This window comes from Candidatus Pelagibacter sp. HIMB1709, from assembly GCF_052047635.1.
Taxonomy (GTDB): Bacteria; Pseudomonadota; Alphaproteobacteria; order Pelagibacterales; family Pelagibacteraceae; genus Pelagibacter.
Genome location: NZ_JBNAJW010000001.1, coordinates 261161 through 283058, shown reverse-complemented (window position 1 = coordinate 283058; position 21898 = coordinate 261161). Strand labels below are relative to the sequence as shown.

The 21898-nt window shown below is 27.8% G+C and carries 21 protein-coding genes; all 21 read left to right on the top strand.

Going from position 1 to position 21898, the window contains the following annotated elements:
* Position 1: 1 nt before the first annotated feature.
* The 21 genes from nuoH to ACTTAR_RS01500 all read left to right on the top strand — a co-directional run bounded on the left by nuoH (position 2) and on the right by ACTTAR_RS01500 (position 21896).
* The gene (nuoH, locus tag ACTTAR_RS01600) at positions 2-1000 is read left to right on the top strand and encodes an NADH-quinone oxidoreductase subunit NuoH (protein WP_262589304.1); all 999 of its coding nucleotides are present in this window, start codon (positions 2-4) and stop codon (positions 998-1000) included.
* 2 nt (positions 1001-1002) lie between these two features.
* Complete coding sequence (nuoI, locus tag ACTTAR_RS01595; protein ID WP_075506642.1) at positions 1003-1488, top strand: NADH-quinone oxidoreductase subunit NuoI; 486 nt, start codon at positions 1003-1005, stop codon at positions 1486-1488.
* Positions 1489-2121: an NADH-quinone oxidoreductase subunit J gene (locus ACTTAR_RS01590; protein WP_440697512.1), complete on the top strand. Its 633-nt coding sequence runs from the start codon at positions 1489-1491 to the stop codon at positions 2119-2121.
* Entirely contained in the window at positions 2114-2425 is a 312-nt protein-coding gene (gene nuoK / locus ACTTAR_RS01585; RefSeq protein WP_075506644.1) for an NADH-quinone oxidoreductase subunit NuoK, read from the top strand. The genes ACTTAR_RS01590 and nuoK overlap by 8 nt, the downstream gene beginning before the upstream one ends.
* A gap of 2 nt (positions 2426-2427) precedes the next feature.
* Complete coding sequence (gene nuoL / locus ACTTAR_RS01580; protein ID WP_440697511.1) at positions 2428-4341, top strand: NADH-quinone oxidoreductase subunit L; 1914 nt, start codon at positions 2428-2430, stop codon at positions 4339-4341.
* Positions 4341-5822 (top strand): NADH-quinone oxidoreductase subunit M, encoded by a 1482-nt coding sequence (locus ACTTAR_RS01575; protein WP_440697510.1) that lies wholly within the window; start codon positions 4341-4343, stop codon positions 5820-5822. The genes nuoL and ACTTAR_RS01575 overlap by 1 nt, the downstream gene beginning before the upstream one ends.
* 1 nt (position 5823) lies before the next feature.
* A complete protein-coding gene (gene nuoN, locus ACTTAR_RS01570) occupies positions 5824-7242 on the top strand; it encodes an NADH-quinone oxidoreductase subunit NuoN (RefSeq protein ID WP_440680790.1) in 1419 nt (472 codons plus the stop codon).
* A complete protein-coding gene (locus ACTTAR_RS01565; protein ID WP_440680791.1) occupies positions 7242-7778 on the top strand; it encodes a biotin--[acetyl-CoA-carboxylase] ligase in 537 nt (178 codons plus the stop codon). Before nuoN ends, ACTTAR_RS01565 begins: the two co-directional genes overlap by 1 nt.
* A gap of 5 nt (positions 7779-7783) precedes the next feature.
* Positions 7784-8530, top strand: a complete 747-nt coding sequence (locus ACTTAR_RS01560; protein WP_075506649.1) for a type III pantothenate kinase — start codon at positions 7784-7786, stop codon at positions 8528-8530.
* A gap of 1 nt (position 8531) precedes the next feature.
* Positions 8532-10190, top strand: a complete 1659-nt coding sequence (locus ACTTAR_RS01555) for a ribonuclease J (protein WP_440680792.1) — start codon at positions 8532-8534, stop codon at positions 10188-10190.
* Positions 10190-10435: a DUF1467 family protein gene (locus ACTTAR_RS01550; RefSeq protein ID WP_075506651.1), complete on the top strand. Its 246-nt coding sequence runs from the start codon at positions 10190-10192 to the stop codon at positions 10433-10435. The genes ACTTAR_RS01555 and ACTTAR_RS01550 overlap by 1 nt, the downstream gene beginning before the upstream one ends.
* A 1-nt stretch (position 10436) precedes the next feature.
* Positions 10437-11771 carry a proline--tRNA ligase gene (proS, locus tag ACTTAR_RS01545; protein WP_440680793.1) on the top strand — a complete coding sequence of 445 codons (1335 nt, stop codon included), beginning with the start codon at positions 10437-10439 and terminating at the stop codon, positions 11769-11771.
* A complete protein-coding gene (locus tag ACTTAR_RS01540; RefSeq protein ID WP_440697509.1) occupies positions 11768-12997 on the top strand; it encodes a lipoprotein-releasing ABC transporter permease subunit in 1230 nt (409 codons plus the stop codon). Before proS ends, ACTTAR_RS01540 begins: the two co-directional genes overlap by 4 nt.
* Complete coding sequence (locus tag ACTTAR_RS01535) at positions 12990-13667, top strand: ABC transporter ATP-binding protein (protein WP_440680795.1); 678 nt, start codon at positions 12990-12992, stop codon at positions 13665-13667. The genes ACTTAR_RS01540 and ACTTAR_RS01535 overlap by 8 nt, the downstream gene beginning before the upstream one ends.
* Positions 13660-17076: a DNA polymerase III subunit alpha gene (gene dnaE / locus ACTTAR_RS01530; protein WP_440697508.1), complete on the top strand. Its 3417-nt coding sequence runs from the start codon at positions 13660-13662 to the stop codon at positions 17074-17076. Before ACTTAR_RS01535 ends, dnaE begins: the two co-directional genes overlap by 8 nt.
* A gap of 129 nt (positions 17077-17205) precedes the next feature.
* Positions 17206-18015, top strand: coding sequence for a 30S ribosomal protein S2 (gene rpsB / locus ACTTAR_RS01525; protein ID WP_440697507.1), 810 nt, complete (start codon positions 17206-17208; stop codon positions 18013-18015).
* Positions 18015-18866 (top strand): translation elongation factor Ts, encoded by an 852-nt coding sequence (tsf, locus tag ACTTAR_RS01520; protein WP_440680798.1) that lies wholly within the window; start codon positions 18015-18017, stop codon positions 18864-18866. Before rpsB ends, tsf begins: the two co-directional genes overlap by 1 nt.
* On the top strand, positions 18867-19418 hold the full coding sequence (gene frr / locus ACTTAR_RS01515; protein ID WP_440680799.1) for a ribosome recycling factor: 552 nt from the start codon (positions 18867-18869) through the stop codon (positions 19416-19418).
* Entirely contained in the window at positions 19415-20089 is a 675-nt protein-coding gene (uppS, locus tag ACTTAR_RS01510) for a polyprenyl diphosphate synthase (protein WP_440697506.1), read from the top strand. Before frr ends, uppS begins: the two co-directional genes overlap by 4 nt.
* Positions 20089-20736: a phosphatidate cytidylyltransferase gene (locus tag ACTTAR_RS01505; protein ID WP_440697505.1), complete on the top strand. Its 648-nt coding sequence runs from the start codon at positions 20089-20091 to the stop codon at positions 20734-20736. Before uppS ends, ACTTAR_RS01505 begins: the two co-directional genes overlap by 1 nt.
* The gene (locus ACTTAR_RS01500) at positions 20736-21896 is read left to right on the top strand and encodes a 1-deoxy-D-xylulose-5-phosphate reductoisomerase (protein WP_440697504.1); all 1161 of its coding nucleotides are present in this window, start codon (positions 20736-20738) and stop codon (positions 21894-21896) included. The genes ACTTAR_RS01505 and ACTTAR_RS01500 overlap by 1 nt, the downstream gene beginning before the upstream one ends.
* Positions 21897-21898 lie beyond the last annotated feature (2 nt).

The following is a 21898-nucleotide window of genomic DNA, read 5'->3' as shown; positions in this document are numbered from 1 at the left end:
GATGGAATATTTAAATATAGTCTTTCAAGAGGTATACAAAATTTTATTTTTGTTAGTTCCAGTATTGGTTTCTGTAGCTATGATTGTGTGGCTAGATAGACGAGTTTGGGCTTTTGTCCAAAAAAGACAAGGACCTAATGTAGTTGGACCATTTGGATTACTTCAATCTTTAGCTGATGCGTTGAAATATATTTTTAAAGAAATAATCATCCCATCAAGCTCAAACAAAGTAATCTTCATATTAGCACCTATCGTTACTATGACATTAGCCTTGATAGCTTGGGCTGTTATACCATTTAGTGCAACACAGGTCTTAGCTGATATTAATGTCGGTATACTTTATCTATTTGCTGTTTCATCACTAGGTGTTTATGGAATAATTATGGGAGGATGGGCTTCAAACTCTAAATATCCTTTCTTAGGTGCAATTAGATCTGCAGCTCAAATGGTATCATATGAAGTTTCTATTGGAGTTATTATTATCAATGTATTGTTATGTGTAGGTTCATTGAATTTAAATGACATTGTAATTGCTCAACAAAATCTGTGGTTTGTAATTCCGTTATTTCCAATGTTTGTAATATTTTTTATCTCTGCTTTAGCTGAAACTAATAGGCCACCTTTTGATTTACCTGAAGCAGAAGCCGAATTAGTAGCAGGATACCAAACAGAATATTCAGGAATGATGTATGCAATGTTTTGGTTAGGTGAGTATGCAAACATCTTATTGATGTGTGCTATGGGAGCTATATTATTCTTAGGTGGTTGGTTATCTCCAATAGATATTTATCCATTTACTTTAGTTCCAGGTGCAATTTGGTTAATTTTAAAAATTTTACTTTTATTTTTCTTATTTGCTTTAGTAAAAGCAATTGTACCAAGATATAGATATGACCAATTAATGAGATTAGGTTGGAAAGTATTTCTTCCTTTGTCATTAACTTGGGTTGTTTTAACTGCAAGTTATTTATTTTACTTTAACCTTTTACCAACAAACTAATTATGAATTTATCCAGATTTTTTAAAACTATTTTCATGGTTGATTTTGTAGGCGGTTTGTTCATTGCAATAAAAGAATTGTTTAAACCAAAAAAAACAATCAATTATCCTTTTGAAAAAGGAAAAATTAGCCCAAGATTTAGAGGTGAGCACGCTTTAAGAAGATATCCAAATGGAGAAGAAAGATGTATTGCATGTAAACTTTGTGAAGCTGTATGTCCAGCCCAAGCAATTACAATTGAATCTGCTCAAAGAGAAGATGGCAGTAGAAAAACTACTCGTTATGACATTGATATGATGAAATGCATTTATTGTGGTCTATGTGAAGAAGCTTGTCCTGTTGATGCTATAGTCCAAGGTCCAAATTTTGAATTTTCGACAGAGACAAGAGAAGAATTATATTACACAAAAGAGAAATTATTAGATAACGGTGACAGATGGGAGAATATTCTAGACGCTAATATTAAAGCGGATAGTTCACATAGATAAATGATTGCTCACGCTATTTTCTTCTACACTTTTTCTATAATTGCGGTTGTGTCTGCAATAATGGTTACAGTATCAAAAAATACTGTCCATTCAGTTTTCTTTTTAATATTAGATTTTATCAGTATTTCTTGTCTATTTATTATGATTGGTGCCGAGTTTTTGGGTATGATAATGTTAATTGTTTACGTTGGAGCAGTAGCAGTTTTATTTCTTTTTGTTGTAATGATGCTAAATGTTGCTCAACAAAAAAATCAATGGTTTGCGTCTGCTGCTAGCTCAAAACATATTCCTGTTGGACTAATTATTAGCACAATCATTTTCTTTGAATTAATTATTGTAATTGGTGGATGGAAGTATAAACCAGAGATTTTTGATGTTAACAATTCATTAAAAGTTTCAGACTTAAGTAACACACACTCACTAGGTCAAGTATTATACACTGATTACATACATGTATTTCAAATTAGCGGTATGATTTTGTTAGTTGCGATGGTTGGAGCAATCGTTCTGACTTTTAGACAAAGGTCAAACGTCAAAAGACAAAGTTATTTAAAACAAATTTCTCGTGAAAGAGCAGAAGGAGTAAGTGTTGTAGAAGTTGCTTCTAACAAAGGAGTTAAAATAGATGACTGAGATAGGTTTAGGACACTATTTAACTTTAGGTGCTGTGATTTTTTCAATTGGAGTTATTGGAATTTTTCTTAATAGAAAAAATATTATTGTTATATTAATGAGTATTGAATTGATTTTATTAGCTGTAAATATCAACTTAGTTGCTTTTTCAATTTTTCTTGGAGATTTAGCTGGTCAAGTATTTACCTTATTTATTTTAACTGTAGCAGCTGCAGAAGCTGCGATTGGTTTAGCTATAATCGTTGTTTACTACAGAAACTCTGGAACTATCAGAGTTGAAGAAATTGATGAGTTGAAAGGATAATAATGGAACTTTCAATTTTATTTCTTCCATTAATAGCATCAATTATTTCAGGCTTTTTTGGACGTTACATTGGTGATAGAAATTCTGAAATAGTAACTAGTGTATTAGTTTCTATATCTGCAATTTTATCAATAGTTGTATTGTATCAGGTAATTGTTAATCAATATGAGGAAAATATTGTTATAGCAACTTGGATTAATTCAGGTTCACTTGATGTTAATTGGTCAATGTTAATTGATCCTCTATCAGCTGTGATGTTGGTTGTAGTTACTTCTGTATCAGCATTAGTCCATATTTATTCTATCGGATACATGTCTCACGATCCACATAAACCAAGATTTATGGCTTACCTATCATTATTTACATTTGCAATGTTAATGCTTGTAACATCAGATAATTTTATTCAACTATTTTTTGGTTGGGAGGGAGTTGGTCTTTGTTCTTACTTCCTAATTGGTTTTTGGTTTAAAAAAGAAAGTGCCAATGCAGCTGCAATCAAAGCATTTGTAGTTAATAGAGTAGGTGACTTTGGTTTTGCGTTAGGTATTTTTTTGGTTTTTTATTTATTTGGAACTGTAAATTATGATGAAGTTTTCCAACAAATTCCAACAGTTGTAGATAAAGATTTATCCTTCTTAGGTTTTGAGGTTAAAGCGATAGATTTGGTTTGCTTATTGTTATTTATCGGAGCTATGGGTAAATCAGCTCAAATCCTACTTCATACATGGTTACCTGATGCGATGGAGGGACCAACGCCAGTTTCTGCTTTAATTCATGCTGCAACAATGGTTACTGCAGGCGTATTTTTAGTTGTTAGATGTTCACCTATATATGAATTTTCTCCAGTAATTTTAAACTTGATTACTGTAGTTGGAATGACAACAGCTTTTTTTGCTGCAACGGTAGCTTTGGTTCAAACAGATATTAAAAAAATAATTGCTTACTCAACATGTAGCCAACTTGGTTATATGTTTTTTGCAGCTGGTGTAGGCGCTTACAATGTAGCTATGTTTCATTTATTTACGCATGCATTTTTTAAAGCTTTATTATTTTTAGGATCAGGGTCAGTAATTCATGCTTTTAAAGATGAGCAAAATATTAATAACATGGGAGGTGTATGGAGAAAATTACCTTACACTTATGCTTTAATGATTATAGGAACTCTTGCTTTAACAGGTTTTCCTTTCTTATCAGGCTTTTATTCAAAAGATGCAATTATTGAATTTGCATATTTGAAAGGAAATACAACAGGTTATTATGCAGCTGGTATTGGAATAGTTACTGCATTTTTAACGTCAGTTTATTCGTGGAGACTAATATTCAAAACATTTCATGGCGAATATAATAATAAAGAGATTAAAATTGAGGAAACACACGAGTCACCTTTGGTAATGCTTGTTCCGTTATTTGTGCTTTCTATTGGTGCAATTTTTGCAGGCATGTTATTTAAAGATTTGTTCATTGGACATGGTGGTGAAAATTACTTTTGGTCAGAATCAATCAAATTTTTAGAACCTCTTAGCACAGATCATCCGCCAACATGGTTTTTACTTTTAACACCTAGTTTAGTTATCCTATCAATACCTATTGCTTATTACTTATTTGTTAAGAACAAAGAGTTGCCAAATGAAATAGCTTCAATGAATAAACCTTTATACAATTTCCTTGTCAATAAATGGTACTTTGATGAGTTATATGAGGTTATTTTTATTAAATCATCGAAAAAACTAGGGACATTTTTATGGAAAGTTTGTGATGGAACTATAATAGATGGATTTGGTCCTGATGGAATTTCTTCTTTTATAAAAAAATGTTCTATTAAAGCAAATAAATTTCAAAGTGGTTTTATCTATCAATATGCTTTTGTAATGTTGTTAGGTTTTTCTGCTTTATTAACCTTCTTGATAGTTAAATAATGAGCTTTCCAATTTTATCATCTTTAATCTTGTTACCAACTATAGGAGCTCTTTTTCTTTTTTTTACAAAAGATAAAGATGGAAATAATTTAACTGCTAAATATGTAGCTTTATTTACAAGTATAGTTAATTTTTTAATTTCTATTTATTTATGGATATCTTTTGACCAAAGCATATCTGATTTTCAATTTGTTGAAGACAGAACATGGATTGAAGGATTTATTAATTATAAAGTTGGTGTCGATGGAATTTCTATATTATTTGTAATCTTAACAACCTTCATAACTCCACTTTGTATTATTTCAGTTAACAATTCAGTAAAAAATAGATTAAGAGATTTTTTAATTGCAATTTTAATCATGGAAAGTTTCATGATTGGTGTGTTTTGTGCACTTGATTTAGTTGTTTTTTATTTATTTTTTGAGGCTGGATTAATTCCAATGTTTTTAATTATTGGTATTTGGGGTGGTCCAAAACGTGTTTATTCTGCATTTAAATTTTTCCTTTATACTTTACTTGGATCGGTCTTAATGCTGGTTGCGATCATTTCAATATACTGGATATCAGGCACAACAGATGTAGTTAAACTTTATGAAATTGGAATTGACGCTAAATACCAAAATTTATTGTGGTTAGCTTTCTTTAGTTCTTTTGCAGTAAAAACACCTATGTGGCCTGTTCACACTTGGTTGCCAGATGCCCATGTTGAAGCTCCTACAGCCGGTTCTGTTTTGTTAGCTGCTATCTTGTTAAAAATGGCAGGATATGGTTTTATTAGATTTTCACTAGGGTTATTTCCTGTGGCCTCTGAAGTATTCACACCTCTTATTTATACTTTAAGTGTTATAGCAATAATTTTTACTTCTTTTATCGCTTTAATGCAGGAAGACATGAAAAAGCTAATTGCATATTCATCTGTTGCACATATGGGTTTTGTAACTTTAGGTATTTTTACTCTCCAACAGCAAGGTATAGAAGGAAGTATAATTCAGATGATTAGTCATGGATTAGTTTCTGCAGCTCTATTTTTATGTGTTGGTGTTGTTTATGACCGTATGCATTCAAGGATGATAAATTCTTATGGTGGTATAGTTGCTATAATACCAAAGTATTCGATTTTATTTATGTTATTTACATTAGCTGCTTTAGGGTTACCTGGAACAAGTGGTTTTATCGGTGAATTTTTAATTTTAATGGGTGCCTTTAAGGATAATTTTTTAGTAGCTGTGTTAGCAAGCATAGGAGTAATTTTAGGAGCTGCTTATATGCTTTGGTTATATAAAAGAGTTGTTTTTGGAAAATTAGTCAATGAAGATCTAAAGCAAATGTTAGATTTAAATAAATCAGAATATTTAATCTTATCTTGTTTAGCTATTCCAACCTTATTTTTTGGTTTTTATCCAGATCCTCTGATTAATACAATAGAGGTTTCAGTTTCAGATTTAATAAATATGCATAACATTAATTTAGCGAGAAAATAATATGGAAAATTTAAATTTAATTTTACCTGAAATTTTTATCTCATTATCAATAATGTTTTTACTTGTGTTGGGCGTGTTTAAAAAAAATAGTTCAGGGATTACTTTTAACTTGTCTTTATTTGTATTTTTGATTGCTGCTATAATAGCTATTAACGAAACTTTCTCTGTGAATAGAGAAACCTTGTTTAATGGTAGTGTTGTAATAGATAAGATGTCTTCATTTATGAAGATCATTACATTATTAGGTGGTTTTCTAGTATTGGTTATTTCTTCTAGTTATTTAAAAATTTTTAAAATTTTTAATATTGAATATCCAGTTTTAATTTTGAGTTCTGTACTGGGAATGATGGTCATGATTAGTTCTAATGATCTTATTGTATTTTATATGGGTCTAGAGTTACAATCATTAGCCTTATATGTTTTAGCAACTTATAACAGAGATCAACTAAAATCATCTGAAGCAGGTTTAAAATATTTTGTATTAAGTGCATTATCATCAGGATTATTACTTTATGGATGTTCACTAATTTATGGTTTTTCAGGATCCACAAACTTTGATGTGATTTCCACACAACTTAATTCAAATGAGTATGTACTGACTTTTGGTATAGTTTTTATTTTAGTAGGTTTAGCGTTCAAAATTTCAGCAGTGCCATTCCATATGTGGGCACCAGACGTATACGAAGGATCCCCAACTACAGTAACTTTATTTTTTACAATGTTACCAAAAATTGCGGCGTTAACTGTATTTATTAGATTTTTATATGTACCTTTTTTAAATCTAATCGATCAATGGCAAATGATAATTGTATTTTTATCTATTGCCTCAATGCTATTTGGTGCAATTGCAGCAATTGGACAAACAAATATTAAAAGACTAGTTGCTTATAGCTCCATTGGACACATAGGCTACACATTGGCTGGTCTTGCCACTGTTTCTAATGAAGGAATTCAAAGTTCAATAATTTATATTTCAATTTATGTTGTAATGAATTTGGCCCTTTTTTCTTGTTTGTTAATGCTTAGAAGAAATAATCAATATTACGAAGATATTGATGACTTATCTGGTTTATCGAAAAATCATCCATTATTATCACTTTCTTTACTTGTAATATTGTTTTCATTGGCAGGGATACCACCATTAGCAGGATTTTTTGCTAAGTTTTATGTTTTCAAAGCGGTTTTAGAACAATCAATGTATTTTTTAGCTATTGTTGGATTGTTATCTACTGTTGTTGCAGCTTTCTATTACTTAAGAATAATTAAGATTATGTACTTTGATAAAGAAAAAGATAAATATGATACGGATCATAGTTTATGGTTAAAATTTTCATTAACTTTTTCTACAATATTAATTCTTTTATACTTCATATTTCCAAGCCAATTAATTGAGGTAGTATCAAGAATTAATATTATTTAATGAAATTTAAGAAATTTAATTTTAAAATAATAAAAAGTACTAACGATACAGCTGCAAGAATAATAAAAAAAACTAACTATAAATTTGGTATGGTTGTTGCTGAAAAACAATTTAGTGGTCGAGGTCAGTATGGAAGAAAATGGATTTCATATAAAGGTAATCTATTTGCCTCTTTTTTTCATCCATTTGATGAAAATAAATTTTCAATAGAAAGAGTTACAAAGTTAAATTGTAAATTAGTTAAACAAACACTCTCTAAATATATAAAAAATAAAATTAACTTTAAAAAACCAAACGATTTATTAATTAATAAAAAAAAGATTAGTGGGATTTTACAAGAAATTATAACGAAATCAGATAAAAAATTTTTAATTACAGGAATAGGGATTAATGTAATAAAAAATCCAAATATTAAAAATTATCCAGCTACAAATTTATATAGAATAACAGGAAAAAAAATTAATAAATCTGAATTAGAAAAAAATTTGAAACTAGTTTTTGAAAATAGAATATCAAAAATGTATAAAATAAATTAATTAATATGTATATTTTAGGTGACATAGGAAATACTGACACTAAAATTTTTTTAGTTTCCAAAAGAAATAAAATTTTAAAAAGAATTACCTTTATTTCAAAAAAAATAAGTAATAACCAATTAAAAATCTTATTTAAAAAAAATAAAATACAAATAAATAAAATTGAAAAAATATTGTTTTGCAGTGTTGTCCCAAACACTTTTAAAATTATAAAAAACTACTTTTCTAAAATCACTAAAGTTAAATGCAACGAGGTAAAAAACCTGAATTTAAAATCAATGATTAAAATTAAAGTTGATTACAAGCAGGTAGGCTCTGATAGAATTACAAATGCCATAAGCTTATTGGATAACAAAAATAATTATATAATTTTAGATTTTGGTACCGCTACAACATTTGATGTTTTAATAAAAAATACGTATATGGGAGGAATAATAGCTCCTGGAATTAAGTTGTCTCTTAATACTTTGTCAGACAGAGCTACTTTAATCCCAAAAATTGAGCTTAAACGTATGAAAAAAGTAATAGGCAGCAACACACTTTCTGCTGTTAGATCAGGTTTTTTTTGGGGTTATGCCGGTTTAATTGACAATATGATTAATTTAATTAAGAAAGAGACAAGAAAATCCTTTAAAGTTGTATTGACAGGTGGATTTTCTGATTTATTTACAAGTTCAATAAAATCGAAAGTTAAACATAACCAAGATATTACAATTAAAGGTCTAATAAAGATTTCTGAGCAAATAAAATAATATGAAAGATGAATTGTTATTTTGTCCACTAGGTGGATCTGGTGAGATTGGTATGAACATGAATTTGTTTGGTTACGGTCAACCAAGCGATCATAAATGGATAATGGTAGACATTGGTGTAACTTTTGCCGATGACACTATACCAGGTGTTGATTTAATTTATCCTGATCCTGGATTTATTGTTGAAAGAAAAGATAACTTGTTGGGTATAGTTTTAACTCATGCACATGAGGATCACATTGGAGCAATCGCACATTTATGGCCAAAATTAAGATGTAAAATATTTGCTACTCCATTTACAGCAGTTTTGATTAGAGAGAAATTTCGAGAAAAACAAATAGATATTACTAATGATTTACAAATTGTTGAATTAAATGGAACTGTTTCATTAAATCCATTCCAAATTGAATATATAACTTTAACTCATTCAATTTTAGAACCTAATGGCTTAAGAATAAAAACTCCTGCTGGTGTTATTTTACACACAGGAGATTGGAAAGTAGATCCCAATCCACTTATTGGTGAAAATATTAATGAGAAGAGATTAAAAGAAATTGGTGATGAAGGAGTATTAGCAATGATCTGTGACTCTACTAATGTTTTTAGTGCAGGCAAGTCTGGATCTGAACTTGACGTTAGAAAAAATATGTTAAATGTAATGTCGAGATTGAAAAAGAGAATTATCATCACTTCATTTGCATCTAATGTAGCAAGAATGGAGACAGCATTTTATTGTGCTGAGCAAACAGGAAGACAAATTTCACTAGTTGGAAGATCGATGCATCGTATTTATAAAGCTGCACGTCAATGTGGATATTTAAAAAATACAATTGAACCAATTGACCCTCGTGAAGCTAAAAATTTCTCAAGAGAAAAAATAGTTTATCTTTGCACAGGTAGCCAAGGAGAACCAATGGGAGCGATGATGAGAATTTCTAGTTATGTACACCCTGATGTTTTTATTGAAAAAGGTGATGCTGTGATATTTTCATCAAAAATTATACCTGGAAATGAAAAAAAACTTTATAAATTGCACAACCAACTTGTTAAAGATGGTATAGAAGTGATATCTGAAGAAACTGAATTCGTTCATGTTTCTGGTCATCCAAATAGAGAAGATTTAAAAGAAATGTATCAATGGGTTAAACCTAAATGTGTAATACCTGTACATGGTGAACATAGGCACATGATAGAACACATAAATTTTGCAAAAGAAATGCAAGTTCCATATCCTGTACAAGTAGAAAATGGTGATATAGTTAAGTTATATCCTGGTAATCAGCCTGAAGTTTATGACAAAGCTCCAAGTGGTCGATTATATTTAGATGGCAATGTAAGTGTTGATCCAGACTCGCAGTCAATAAAAGATAGAAAAAATTTGAGTGCAAATGGATATCTTGAAGTAACTTTAATGATAACACCTAAAGGAAATATTCATAACAATCCTGTGCTTTCTTTTCGTGGTTTGCCTGTAGATGATAGAGAAGAATTTGTTTATGGACTAGAAGAAGAAATAGAAAAAACATCTAGGACATTTAAAATTGGAAGCAAGCAGCAAGAGCATAATTTAATTGATGCATTGAAAATTGCCTGTAGGAAATTTTCTAAGGAAAAAACGGGTAAAAAACCTTTCACTAATATTAACTTAGTCAGAATTTAATGAGTGTAACTGGTTTAGCAATTATCTATGTAATTATATGGTGGATAGTCTTCTTTGCTATACTTCCTATTGATGTAAACAGAGCAAAAACAGTAAAAATTGATGGTGAAGATCCAGGATCACCTGAAAACCCAAAAATGTTGAAAAAATTCTTGTATTGCACTGGTATAACAACTGTAATTTTTATCATTATTTATTTACTAATAAAATTTGAATATTTAAATTTAAGAAATATGATTAGTTAAGATGCTTTTATCAAATTCATTTATTCCGATATTAAAAAATAATCCTTCTGAAGCAAAAATTAAATCTCATCAATTAATGTTGAGAGTTGGTATGATAAAGCAAGCTTCTGCAGGAATATACTCATGGTTGCCTTTAGGCTTTAAGGTAATGAAAAAAATAGAACAAATTGTTAGAGAAGAGCAAAATAAGATTGGAGCTCAAGAAATATTAATGCCAACAATTCAATCTAGTGAGATATGGAAAGAAAGTGGTCGATATGATGATTATGGTGAGGAAATGCTTAGAATAACTGATCGTCAAAATAGAGAAATGCTTTATGGACCTACCAATGAAGAGCAAGTTACAGAAATTTTTAGATCTTCAATTAAATCTTATAAATCATTACCCCAACTAATGTACCACATACAATGGAAATTTAGAGACGAAATAAGACCTAGATTTGGAATAATGAGGGGGAGAGAATTTTATATGAAAGATGCCTACTCATTCGATGTATCAGACGAAGAAGCCTTTTTTTCTTATAATAAATTTTTTCTTTCATATTTAAAAACTTTTAAAAGATTAGATCTAACTGCAATACCTATGGCTGCTGACACAGGTCCGATTGGAGGAAATTTATCTCATGAATTTATTATCTTAGCAGACACTGGAGAAAGTAAAATTTTTACTGATAAAAGAATTTTTGACTTAAATAGTGATGATACTCAATTAGAAAAATCTTCGTTAGAAGAAATGAGAAAAAAATATGAGCAATTTTATGCTGTGACAGATGAAAAGTTTAACAAAGATGAATTTGAAAAAATAGTTTCTAAGGAAAATCAATTAATCACAAAAGGTATTGAGGTAGGCCACATATTTTATTTTGGCGACAAATATTCAAAACCTATGAATGCATCAGTAGATTTACCAGGTGGAAAAAAAGATTTTGTTAAAATGGGTTCTTATGGAATTGGTGTATCAAGGCTAGTTGGGGCAATAATAGAGGCAAAATATGATGAAAAAAATGAAATCATGAAATGGCCATTGTCTGTTGCTCCATATGATATTGCTTTGATACCGATGATAAATAAAAACGATAATTCAGCACTTGTTAAAGCCAATAATATTTACAGTGAGTTATTAAAAAATAATATTGATGCTCTTATTGATGATACTGATGAAAATTTTTCATCCAAAATTAAAAAAATGAATTTAATTGGGGCTCCGTATCAAATTATCATTGGAAAGAAGAGTGAAGGTGATTTATTAGAGTTCAAAGAAACAGGTGGTGAAACTCAAAACTTACCTTTAAGCAAAATTATAGAAATTATAAATAAACAAAAAAATTCAATTTGATTTCTACTTTAGAAAAAGAAATTACTTTAAGATTTTTAAAAGCTAGAAAAAAGGATGGCTTTTTAAATGTTATTTCAATATTTTCTTTCATCGGAATAAGTCTAGGTGTTGCTGTTCTTATTATTGTTATGTCAGTAATGAATGGTTTTAGAACAGAATTAATCAATAAAATTGTAGGATTTAATTCACATATTACTGTTAAACCTTATTCAAATTCAATAGATGAAGATAAAATAAATAATAAACTAAAGTTAATATCTAAGAATATTATTTTTAGTAATTCAGGAGAGGCAATTATTCTAAAAAACAATAATACTAAAGGAATAGTGTTACGAGGCTATAAATACAATGATCTTTTAAATTTAGAGGTATTAACAAATGAAAAATTTAAAGGTGAATTAAATCAATTTGATAAAAATTTCATATCAATTGGAAGTGAACTGAGTTTTTCTCTAGATCTTGAAATAGGAGATGAATTGACTTTAATGTCACCGTCTGGCGTTCAAACAATAATTGGCAGTATGCCAAAACAAAAAACTTTTATAGTTAATTCAATCTTTAACAGTGGTTTAGCAGAGTTTGATAACAATATTGCATTTATTGAACTTAATATATTAGAAGAGTTCTTTGGATATGATTCTAATGAGAGAAATTTAGAAATTTATTTGAAAAATCCAAATAATATTGAATCCCAAAAATTAATAGTAAAACAAGTTTTTGATGATGAGTTTGTTTTTAGTTGGGCTGATATGAATAGTTCATTATTTTCAGCTCTAAAAGTTGAAAGGAATGTTATGTTTATTATTTTGTCATTAATAATAATTGTTGCTGCATTTAATATTATTTCAGGATTAACTATTTTAGTGAAAAACAAAACAAGGGATATTGCCATCTTAAAATCAATTGGAGTTTTAAATAAATCAATAATTAAAATATTTTTTTTAGTTGGAGTAATAATAGGTACTTCCGCAACAATTTTTGGTATTTTTTTAGGTGTAACTTTTTCTATTTACATTGAAAATTTTAGACAATTATTAAGCTCAGTTTTCAATATAAGTTTATTTCCTGAAGAAATATATTTTTTAAGCAAAATGCCTTCTGAAATTAATCTGACATCAATTATTCTAATTTCAGTTTGCTCAATAATTATAAATATTTTAGTATCTATTTTTCCAGCTTTTAAAGCAGCTAGATTAGATCCAATCAAATCTTTAAAATATGAGTAAGTATTTAGAATTAAAAAGTATATCTAAAAGCTTTGAGACTGAAAAAAAGATTAAAGTCTTAAAAGGTTTGTCGCAAAATTTTGAAAAAGGTAAAATTTATTCGCTCATGGGCCCATCTGGTTCAGGAAAATCAACTTTGTTAAATTTAATTTCTTTAATAGACAGACCTTCATCAGGTCAAATTATGTTTAATCAAAATCAAATAAATTTTAATGATACAGAAGAAAATGATATTTTTAGATCAAAAAAAATTGGTATTGTTTATCAACAAAACAATCTTCTTTCTGACTTTACTGCTTTAGAAAATATTTATTTAGCATCACTTGCTAGCAACAATGATAAAGAATTAGCAAGTACAAAGGCTAAAAAATTATTAAAAAAAATTGGTCTTTCAAATAGATTAAATCACTTTCCTTCTCAACTTTCAGGTGGAGAGGCTCAAAGAGTAGCTATAGCAAGAGCTATTGTAAATGATCCTGAAATAATCTTAGCGGATGAGCCAACAGGTAGTTTGGATATGAATACTGCAAAAGAAGTTTTTAAACTTTTATATAATCAAAAAAAATCAGATAGATTAATAATATTTGCAACTCACAATAGATTTTTTGCTAATAAGGCAGATTGCCTATTGGAGATGAGAGATGGTATTATAAAATCATCTAATGTCTGAGTCATTAAATCAAAACTTTAATCATCTAAAAGTCCATTCACAATATTCTATATGTGAAGGTGCGGCCAAGATTGATGATTTACAAGAATATTGCAAATCAAACAAAATTAAATCTTTAGGAATAAGTGATACTTCTAATTTATGTGGAGCTTTAGAATTTGCAGAAAAAATTTCTAAATCAGGAACACAGCCAATTATTGGTACTCAAATTAATTTTAAAATAAATGATACAACTGGACTGTTACCTTTATTTGCTTTGAATGAAACAGGTTATAAAAACATTATTGAATTATCCTCTAATTCATATTTAGAAAATGATGAATTAAGTGACCCTCATGTAAATTTTGATGAATTATTAAAAAGTTCTGATGGTGTTTCAGTTTTTTCAGGTACTATTTTAGGTCTTTTTGGAAAATTATTTGATAAAGGAAAATTTACAGAAATAAACGAAATTTATTTAAAAATTAAAGAAGTTTTTGGCGATAGATTTTATTTAGAAATTCAACGCCATAATGATACAAATGAAAATGGGTTTGAAAAATTTAACCTAAAACAATCTGTAGAATTAGAAATACCAATTATTGCTACTAATGAAGTTTTTTATTTATCAAAAGATATGCATGAAGCACATGATGCTTTGATTTGTATTGGTAACAAAACTTATATTAATGAAAAAAATAGATTAAAATTAAGCGATCAACATTATTTAAAAACTAACTCAGAAATGACTGAGTTATTTGCTGACATACCAGAAGCTTTAGAAAATAATTATAATTTTCCTTTAAGATGTAATTTTAGACCATTATTCTCTAATCCAATACTACCAAATATTAGTAGTGATAAAGATGGCAATGCGGATGATCTTTTAACTAAATATTCTTTGGATGGACTGAGAGATAAATTTTTAAAAGTTTTTAATATTAAAGATAGTGAACTTGAAAATGATAAAAATTTTATTCTTTATAAAGAAAGATTAGATCATGAGCTTTCAATAATTATAAAAATGAAATATTCGAGTTATTTTTTAATTGTATCTGATTATATAAAATGGGCTAAAGAAAATGACATACCAGTTGGTCCTGGCAGAGGTTCAGGTGCTGGGTCATTGGTAGCTTGGTGCTTATCAATTACTGATGTTGATCCAATTAAATTTAATTTAATATTTGAGAGATTTTTAAATCCTGATCGAATTTCTATGCCTGATTTTGATATCGATTTTTGCGAGGATAAAAGAGACCTTGTTTTTGAATACTTGACTAAAAAATACAAAGATAGTGTCGCTCATATAATTACTTTTGGTAAACTTAAGGCAAGGATGGTGATCAGAGACGTTGGTAGAGTTATGGGATTACCCTATGGGTTTATAGACAGCATATCAAAAATGATACCTTTTGATCCTTCTAGGCCTCAAAATTTAACCCAATGTATAGCTGGAGAACCAAGATTACAAAAGCTCATTAATGAGGACAATAGAGTTAAAAAATTAATAGAGTTATCATTGAAATTAGAAGGTCTGAATAGAAATGTTGCTACTCATGCAGCAGGAGTTGTTATTGCAGATAAAAAATTAACAGAAGTAGTACCTTTATATAAAGATACTTCTGCAGATTTACTTTTACCCTCAACACAATTTGATATGTATTCTGCTGAAAATGCTGGTTTAATAAAATTTGATTTTTTAGGTTTAAAGACACTCACAGTAATTAATAACACTCAAAAATTAGTTAGGAAAAAAGATAAAAAATTTAACATCGAAGATATTAATTATGATGATCAAAAAGTTTTCGATCTTTTATCAACTGGTAAAACTGTAGGCCTATTTCAAATTGAAAGTGCTGGAATGAGAGAAGCTTTAATTCATATGAAGCCCAATCATATTGAGGATATTATTGCACTAGTAGCATTATATAGACCAGGCCCCATGAGCAACATACCAACTTACAATGACTGTAAACATGGAAAGCAAAAACCAGATTATTTACATCCATTATTGGAGGATATTTTAAAACCTACTTATGGAGTAATCATTTACCAAGAACAAGTAATGCAGATTGCTCAAAAATTATCTGGATTTACTGCAGGACAAGCTGATCTTTTAAGAAGAGCAATGGGTAAGAAGAAGAGAGCAGAGCTAGAGAAACAAAAACAAGGTTTTATTGCAGGGGCAGTTAAAAATGGCATAGCCAAAGATGTTGCCGCAGGAATATTTTTAAAAATTGAACCTTTTGCAGAATATGGTTTTAATAAAAGTCATGCCGCAGCTTATGCAATAATTTCTTATCAAACTGCATATTTAAAAACTTATTATCCTAAAGAATTTATTGCTGCATCAATGACGATGGATATTTCTAATCAAAATAAATTAAGTGAATTTTATGAAGAATTAAAAAGACTTAATATTGAAACAATTAGACCTGATATCAATGAATGTTTTGCTGATTTCAGAACTATTAACGGAAAATTTTATTATGCATTAGGAGGAATTAAAGCTGTAGGTTATGAAGCAATTTCCAATATTGTGAAAGAGAGAGAATTAAACGGAAAGTTTGAATCTATTAATGACTTTATAAATAGAGTTAACCCAAAAGATATAAATAAATTACAATTAGAAGGATTAGTAAAAGCAGGAGCATTTGATAATTTAAACTCAAATAGGCAATCAATCTTTAACTCTATACCTAATTTAATTTTAAAAAATAAAAATATTTTTGAAAACAAACTAGCCAATCAAATAGATTTATTTTCTGATAATATTAAAACAGAGGAAGAAATTTTATTTAAAATAGAAGATTGGAAATTTGAAGAGAGATTATCTAAAGAATTTGAAGCAGTAGGATTTTTTATATCTGATCACCCATTAAATCAATTCACAGAAATTTTTGAAGATTATAAAATTAATGATTATGCGAAATTTACTTCAGATGATAATTCAGAAAATGTTAATGTAGCTGCAACATTACTTAAGGTTCAAGAAAGAAAAACTGCCAAAGGAAATGCTTATGCTGTTTTAAAGTTAACAGATTTAAATAGTGTATTTGAAATATTTATTTTTTCTGATCTGTTGGAGTCAAATAGAGAAATTTTGAAAGAAGGTAATTCATTAATTTTAACCTTGATTAAAAATATTTCTAATGATGAAAACCGTCTTAAAAGGATTAATGTTCAAAAAATTGCTTCTTTAAAAGATTTATTTAATAGTCCAATTAATGAAATATTATTTAATGTTAAATCTATTGAACAAATCCAAGAGATTTCAAAATTTTTAAGTAAAGATGGTAAAACTCGAGTAAAATTTAATCTTTTAACAAAAGACAAAATTTTAAATTTTCAATTAAAAAAACCAATCAAACTTGATAGGAAATCTTTAAATCTTTTAAGAAACCAGCAAATTCAAGCAGAAATCAGCTAAATAAAACTTGTTAATTTTGCTAAATATTTGTAAATAACCAATAAATTAAATTAACACGCACACAGTTCTTGGTTTTATACCTCCGGTCCTTAATTGGAAATTACTGTGGTGGCTCAACCGGGAAAAAAAATGAAAATACCTAACTTAACAATTCAACAATTATTAGAAGCAGGCGTTCATCTTGGACATAAGACTTTAAGATGGAACCCAAAAATGAAAAAATATATTTTTGGTAAAAGAGACTCAATTCACATTATAGACTTAACCCAGACACTTGAGTTGACAAAATTAGCTTTAGAGAAAGTTTATCAAACAATTGCAAATAATGGAAAAATTTTATTTGTATCAACAAAAAAACAAGCATCTGAAGCTATAGCTGAAGTTGCAAAAGAAACAGATCAATATTTTGTTAATTATAGATGGCTAGGCGGAATGCTTACCAACTGGGGAACTATATCAAATTCTATAAAAAAACTCAAAAAATTAGAAATTGATTTAGCAGCAGAAAATAGAGGTTTTACTAAAAAAGAACTTTTGAAAATGAGTGTTAAAAAAGACAAACTTCAAAGATCTTTAGGGGGTATAGCTGAAATGAAAAAAGTTCCAGATTTAGTTTTTGTAATAGATACAAATTACGAGTCATTGGCTATAGCAGAGTCTTCGAAGTTAGGAATACCTATTATAGCAATATTAGATAGTAACTCTAATCCTGATAACATTGATTATCCTATACCTGGAAATGATGACGCTAGACGAGCTATTGATCTTTATTGTAATTTAATTAAAGAAACAATCAATAGTGCTAAGAGTTCTATTCAACCAAGTGAAAAAAATAATTCTGAAAATAAACTTGAGGAAAAAAATAAAACAATTCAAGAATTAGATAGAGAAAAATTAGAAAAAAAATTTTCCCAAGAAGATAAGGAGACATTAAATTAATGAGTGATATTGAAAAAGTAAAAAAATTAAGAGAAGCAACCGGAGCTGGTTTTAAAGATTGTAATTTAGCCATAAAAGAATCTGCAGGTGATTTAGACAAAGCTATTGAAATTTTAAGAGTAAAAGGAATTTCAAAAGCCTCAAAAAAAATGTCTAGGGACGCAAAAGAAGGAGTGGTTGTTGTAAGTGGTGATGAAAACAAAACCTCTATAATAGAAGTTAATTGTGAAACAGATTTTGTTGCTAAAAATGATGATTTTATTTCTTTTGTTAAAGAACTTAGCGAATTAAATAACCAAAAGAACTCAAATATTGAAGCTTTAAAAGCTTCAAAGATGAAAAATGATGTGACTGTTGAAGATAATTTAGTTGCTTTAATCGCTAAAATTGGAGAAAAAATAACAATTGGTAAAGCTAAAACTTTTGAAAATAACGATGGTTTAAATAACCATTATTTACATACAGTTGTTAAAGACAATGTTGCAAAATTAGCGGTAATTGTTTCTTTAAATACTAAGGAAAAATCAGAATCAGTTAAAACTTTTAGTAAACAATTATCCATGCATATTGCAGCATCTAATCCTTTAGCTTTAGAAGCTAACTCGATAGATCAATCAATAATAGATAAAGAGCAAGAGTTAGTATCTGAAGAATTAAAAAACTCAGGCAAACCTGAGGATATTGCAAAAAAAATTAGCATAGGTAAAATGAACAAATTTAAAGAGGAAAATGCTCTGCTAACTCAAGCATGGGTTATGGAGCCTAAAAAGAAAGTTCAAGATGTTTTAAAAGAACTTTCTATAGCTGATTTAAAAATTAAAGAGTTTTATAGAATTAAGATAGGAGAATAAATGTTTGATGAGAAATCATACAGCCTCAAAATGGATAAAGCCATTGAGGTATTCTCAAAAGAATTATCTTCTCTAAGAACAGGAAGAGCAAACGCATCTATGCTCGATTTAATCAAGGTTGATGTTTATGGTCAGCAAATGCCCGTAAATCAAATTGGAAGTATAACTACACCAGAACCTAGAATGATTAATATTCAAGTATGGGATGCTAATAACGTTCCTCTAGTTGATGCAGCTATAAAAAAATCAGATTTAGGATTGAACCCTCAAATAGATGGTCAATTAATAAGATTGCCAGTGCCAGAGTTAAACGAAGAAAGAAGGACTGAATTAAAAAAATTGATTAAATCTATTGGAGAAAAATGTAAGGTATCAGTAAGAAACATTCGAAGAGAAGCAAATGAAGATCTTAAAAAATTACTAAAAACTAAAGAGATAAGTGAAGATGAAGAAAAATCTCATGAAAAAAAAGTACAAATTATTACAGATGATCACATTAAGCTAGTTGATGAAAAAGTTTCTTTAAAAGAAAAAGAAATAATGACAATATGAACCCTTTGAATCATGTAGCCATTATCATGGATGGCAATGGTCGATGGGGTTTAAAAAAATACAATTCAAGAAACAAAGGTCATAGAGCCGGCTTAGATACTGTAGAAAAAATAATTAAAATTAGTATTAAGCAAAAAATAAAACACTTAACACTTTTTGCTTTTTCTACAGAAAATTGGAAAAGACCCAAATCTGAAATAAATTATTTATTTAATTTATTAGAGAGTTTTTTAAAACTTAAATTAAAAAAATTTCATAAAAATAATATTAAATTAAAAGTTATAGGAGAAAAAAAATTTTCAAAAAAATTAAATAATTTATTATTAAAGAGTGAAAAAATTACCAAAAATAATACAGCATTACAGATTAACTTAGCTTTAAATTATGGATCTAAAAATGAAATAGTTAAAGCTATAAAAAAAATTAATGGTAAAAAATTAGAGGTAACAGAAAAAAATATAACAAATTCTCTTTATACAAAAAATATTCCAGATCCAGATATACTAATCAGAACAGGAAAAACAACAAGATTAAGCAATTTTTTACTTTGGCAGATATCGTATACTGAAATTTTTTTTTCACATAAGTTGTGGCCAGATTTTCAAGAAGCAGACTTTTTAAAAATAGTAAACAAGTTTAAAAAAATAAAAAGAAATTATGGAGATATTTAATGGAAGTTGAGCTTAAAAAAAGAATATTTAGTTCTATTATTCTTATCCCAGTTGTTTTTTTCATTGTATTAAAAGGGTCTTTTTATTTTTTTTTATTATTATTAATTTGTTTTTTTATTTCATGTTATGAGTGGCACAAAATGTCCAAAAATAAATATTATCATATTTTAGGTTTTCTTTTCTTATGTGTATCTTTTTATTCAATTTTACAATTACGTATAGCTAAGGAAAATTCATACAATTTTTTTTTAATTATTTTATTGATTTGTATTTTTAGTGACTTAGGTGGTTATTTTTTTGGAAAAATTTTTAAAGGTCCTAGGTTAACAACTTATAGTCCAAATAAGACATATGCTGGATTAATAGGGGGGTATGTATTATCTCTAACTCTAATTCCTCTAATGATTTATTTTAAATTAATAGCTCATAGTCAAATATTAATAATAGTTATATTTTTCTTACTTGTATCAACAGTTAGTCAAATAGGTGATATAATTGTTTCAATTTTTAAAAGGAAATCAAAAATAAAAGACACAGGAAATTTAATACCTGGACACGGTGGTATTTTGGATAGAATTGATGGTATGTTATTTGCTTTTCCTTTTGCTTATTTTGTTTTGTTTAATAATTTATTTTTTAATATTTAATGAAAAAAAAAATTGTAATACTAGGATCAACAGGATCTATTGGTAAATCTCTGCTTAATATTATCGCTAAAGATAAGCATAATTTTAGAATTGAATTACTTTCTGCTAAAAAAAACTACAAGTTATTAATTCAACAAGCAAAGAAATTTAAAGTAAAAAATATTATTATTACAGATAGCAAATATTATAGAATTGCTATGTCTAAAAAAATAAAAAAAATTAATATCTATAATGATTTCAATGATTTAAAAAAAATAATTCCAAAGAAAATAGATTATGTTATGAGTTCGATCGTTGGACTAGACGGTCTTGATCCAACTATTAAATTGATAAAATTTACAAAAAAAATAGCTATAGCTAATAAGGAATCAATAATTTGTGGTTGGAGTATCATCCGTAGAGAATTAAAAAAAAATCAAACTGAATTTATGCCAGTTGACTCTGAGCACTTTTCAATTTGGTACGCTTTAAAAAATATTCCATTAAATAAAATAAAAAATATATATATAACTGCTTCTGGTGGGTCATTGTTAAATATTTCTAAAAATAAATTTGATAAGTTAGATCTTAATAAAATTTTAAAGCATCCAAATTGGAAAATGGGAAAAAAAATAACAATTGATTCCTCAACTATGATGAATAAAGTTTTTGAAATTATTGAGGCAAAAAAAATATTTAATTTAAAATATAACCAACTTAAAATTATTATACATCCTAAATCTTATGTTCATGCAATTGTTGAATTATTTGATGGTATGATAAAAATTATTGCTCATGATACTACAATGGATATTCCTATTTTTAATTCCATTTATAATCATTCAAATAAAAAATTTTATTCAAAAGATATTGACTTTAATAAATTAAATAATCTTTCATTTGAAAAACCTAACCAAAATAAATTTTTAAGCCTTAAAATTTTAAAAAATTTACCAGAAAAAAATTCTTTATTTGAAACAGTTTTGGTTGCAGCAAATGATGAATTAGTAAATCTATTTTTAAATAAAAAAATAAAATTTAGTAAAATAAATCAAACCTTAGATAAAATAATCCAAAAAAAAGAGTATCAAAATCTTAAAAAAATTCTTCCAAGAAAAATTTCAGACGTTATAAATGTTAGTAACACTGTAAGATATAAAATTAGAAATAATTATATTTAAAA

Excerpts from the sequence above, each read along its gene's own strand:
- nuoK (WP_075506644.1), top strand. The coding sequence starts at position 2,114 with ATGACTGAGATAGGTTTAGGACACTATTTAACTTTAGGTGCTGTGATT.
- nuoL (WP_440697511.1), top strand. The coding sequence starts at position 2,428 with ATGGAACTTTCAATTTTATTTCTTCCATTAATAGCATCAATTATTTCA.
- tsf (WP_440680798.1), top strand. The coding sequence starts at position 18,015 with ATGAGTGATATTGAAAAAGTAAAAAAATTAAGAGAAGCAACCGGAGCT.
- nuoN (WP_440680790.1), top strand. The coding sequence starts at position 5,824 with ATGGAAAATTTAAATTTAATTTTACCTGAAATTTTTATCTCATTATCA.
- ACTTAR_RS01535 (WP_440680795.1), top strand. The coding sequence starts at position 12,990 with ATGAGTAAGTATTTAGAATTAAAAAGTATATCTAAAAGCTTTGAGACT.
- ACTTAR_RS01555 (WP_440680792.1), top strand. The coding sequence starts at position 8,532 with ATGAAAGATGAATTGTTATTTTGTCCACTAGGTGGATCTGGTGAGATT.
- ACTTAR_RS01505 (WP_440697505.1), top strand. The coding sequence starts at position 20,089 with ATGGAAGTTGAGCTTAAAAAAAGAATATTTAGTTCTATTATTCTTATC.
- ACTTAR_RS01590 (WP_440697512.1), top strand. The coding sequence starts at position 1,489 with ATGATTGCTCACGCTATTTTCTTCTACACTTTTTCTATAATTGCGGTT.
- ACTTAR_RS01550 (WP_075506651.1), top strand. The coding sequence starts at position 10,190 with ATGAGTGTAACTGGTTTAGCAATTATCTATGTAATTATATGGTGGATA.
- uppS (WP_440697506.1), top strand. The coding sequence starts at position 19,415 with ATGAACCCTTTGAATCATGTAGCCATTATCATGGATGGCAATGGTCGA.
- dnaE (WP_440697508.1), top strand. The coding sequence starts at position 13,660 with ATGTCTGAGTCATTAAATCAAAACTTTAATCATCTAAAAGTCCATTCA.
- nuoI (WP_075506642.1), top strand. The coding sequence starts at position 1,003 with ATGAATTTATCCAGATTTTTTAAAACTATTTTCATGGTTGATTTTGTA.
- nuoH (WP_262589304.1), top strand. The coding sequence starts at position 2 with ATGGAATATTTAAATATAGTCTTTCAAGAGGTATACAAAATTTTATTT.
- rpsB (WP_440697507.1), top strand. The coding sequence starts at position 17,206 with ATGAAAATACCTAACTTAACAATTCAACAATTATTAGAAGCAGGCGTT.
- ACTTAR_RS01500 (WP_440697504.1), top strand. The coding sequence starts at position 20,736 with ATGAAAAAAAAAATTGTAATACTAGGATCAACAGGATCTATTGGTAAA.
- ACTTAR_RS01575 (WP_440697510.1), top strand. The coding sequence starts at position 4,341 with ATGAGCTTTCCAATTTTATCATCTTTAATCTTGTTACCAACTATAGGA.
- ACTTAR_RS01560 (WP_075506649.1), top strand. The coding sequence starts at position 7,784 with ATGTATATTTTAGGTGACATAGGAAATACTGACACTAAAATTTTTTTA.
- frr (WP_440680799.1), top strand. The coding sequence starts at position 18,867 with ATGTTTGATGAGAAATCATACAGCCTCAAAATGGATAAAGCCATTGAG.
- proS (WP_440680793.1), top strand. The coding sequence starts at position 10,437 with ATGCTTTTATCAAATTCATTTATTCCGATATTAAAAAATAATCCTTCT.
- ACTTAR_RS01565 (WP_440680791.1), top strand. The coding sequence starts at position 7,242 with ATGAAATTTAAGAAATTTAATTTTAAAATAATAAAAAGTACTAACGAT.